The organism is Burkholderia sp. Ac-20392 (assembly GCF_017104585.1).
Taxonomy (GTDB): Bacteria; Pseudomonadota; Gammaproteobacteria; order Burkholderiales; family Burkholderiaceae; genus Burkholderia; species Burkholderia lata.
Map to the genome: position 1 here is coordinate 1 of NZ_JAAGPB010000918.1, position 1865 is coordinate 1865.

The window sequence follows — 1865 nt, forward strand, 5'->3', positions numbered from 1 at the left end:
TCACGAGCGCGCCCGCGACGTCGGTCGAGCAGCGGCTGATCGCGCGCAGCCAGCGGACGCGGGCGGCCGGGCCGTCATCGGACGCATGGCCTGCATCGTGGTCGTCGTCATCGTTGCCGAACGCGTCGGCGTGGACCACGTGGTCGTGGTCGGCCATGCCCGCGCGGATCACGTCGGGCAAGCGCCAGCGCGCGGCCGCCTCGAGCCCGATCTCGTCGAAGCCGACGCCGAGCACATCGATGCAGGCGGCTGCTTCGTCGCCGTTCAGCTCGGCCGCGCGGCGGCGGATCCGGTCCCATTCGCTGTCGAGATAGCAGACCACGAGCAGCTTGCCGACCTGGCGCATCAGCGTGCAGACGACGGCTTCCTCGCCCGCGCGCAGCTCGGCGCGCTCGGTGAGCTTGCGCGCGACGCAGCCGGACAGCAGCGCGCGGTTCAGTTCGAGCTTCGCGTCGATGCGCCGCGGCGTACTGTGGTGGAAATGGTCGACGAGCTTGAGCCCGACGACCAGGTGGCCGACGGCATCCATGCCGAGCACCATCAGGGCGCGGGTCACGGTCGTGATGTTGCCGCCGAACGCCATGTACATCGCGGAGTTCGCGAGCCGCAGCACTTTCTGCGTGAGCGCGAAGTCCGACAGCACGACGCGCACAAGCGCGGTGAAGTCGAGGTCGTCGTTCTTCATCGCGGCCATCGTCGCGCGCAGCGATTCCGACAGCAGCGGGAAATCGCCCCGTTCGTTCATCCGGGCCCACAGCTTGTCGAGCAATGCGGTGCGGGGCAGGTGTTCGGTGATTGACATACGGATCTGTCCGGTTCGCCGCGCGCGTCAGGCGGCGGCGTGCAGGTGCAGTTGCTGCGCCTCGAAGCGCCGCGCGAGCTCCTCGGACGGCAGCGCCTGGCAGACGAGCCAGCCCTGGATATGGTTGCAGCCCATCTCGGTCAGCAATTCGCGCTGCGCCTCGGTCTCGACGCCTTCCGCGACGAGCTCGAGATCGAGCGTCTGCGCGAGGCCGACCACCGCCGACACGATCGCGCGGTCGTTGCGCGAGGTCAGCAGGTTCTCGACGAAACTGCGGTCGATCTTCAGCTTCGCAAGCGGGAAGCGCTGCAGGTATGCAAGGCTCGAATAGCCGGTGCCGAAATCGTCGATCGCGAAGCGGATGCCGAGATCGGTCAGCTCCTCGAGCAGCCCCTTCGCCTGCGCCGGATCGTGCATCAGCAGGCTTTCGGTGATCTCGAGCACGATGCGGCGCGGGTCGATGCCCGTCAGCGTGATCGCCTCGCGCACGCTTTGCGTGAAGCGTGGGTCGCGGAACTGCTGCGGCGACACGTTGACCGCCACGTACTGCAGCGCAAGCCCCTGGCGGTCCCAGGCGACGAGCTGCATGCACGCGGCCTTGAGCACCCAGTTGCCGAGATAGTTGATCAGGCCGATCGATTCGGCGAGCGGAATGAAAGTCGCCGGCGGCACGAGGCCGTGCACCGGATGGCGCCAGCGGATCAGCGCCTCGACGCCGACTACCGCGCCCGACTGGCTGCGCGTGATCGGCTGGAAATGGAGCGAAAACTCGCCGTTGCGCACGCCGTCGTACAGGTCGGCTTCGAGCTTCAGCCGTTCGGCGTCGGCCGGATCGTCGACAGGCGCGTGGAAGGCGAGCGCATTGCCGCCCGACGCCTTCGCCTGCGCGAGCGCGTGGTCGGCGCGGCGCAGCAGCGGGCTGTGGTGCTGCGCGCGATGCGGCGCCGAGCGTTCGTCAGGGTAGAGCGCGATGCCGATGCTCGCGGACAGGTGCACGGTCTGCCCCTGGTACACGTAGGGCTCGCGCACCGCGGCCTGCAGCCGGCGTGCGAGTGCGTCCGCC

General features: G+C 68.9%; 1 protein-coding gene and 1 pseudogene. Both read right to left on the minus strand.

Features of this window, described 5'->3' with window-relative positions:
* The coding region (locus G3N99_RS39690; RefSeq protein ID WP_206125131.1) for an HDOD domain-containing protein at positions 1 to 802 on the minus strand (802 nt) is incomplete at its 3' end.
* Between the two features lie 27 nt (positions 803 to 829).
* A pseudogene (gene cdpA, locus G3N99_RS39695) lies at positions 830 to 1865 on the minus strand (cyclic di-GMP phosphodiesterase CdpA); the annotation flags it as partial.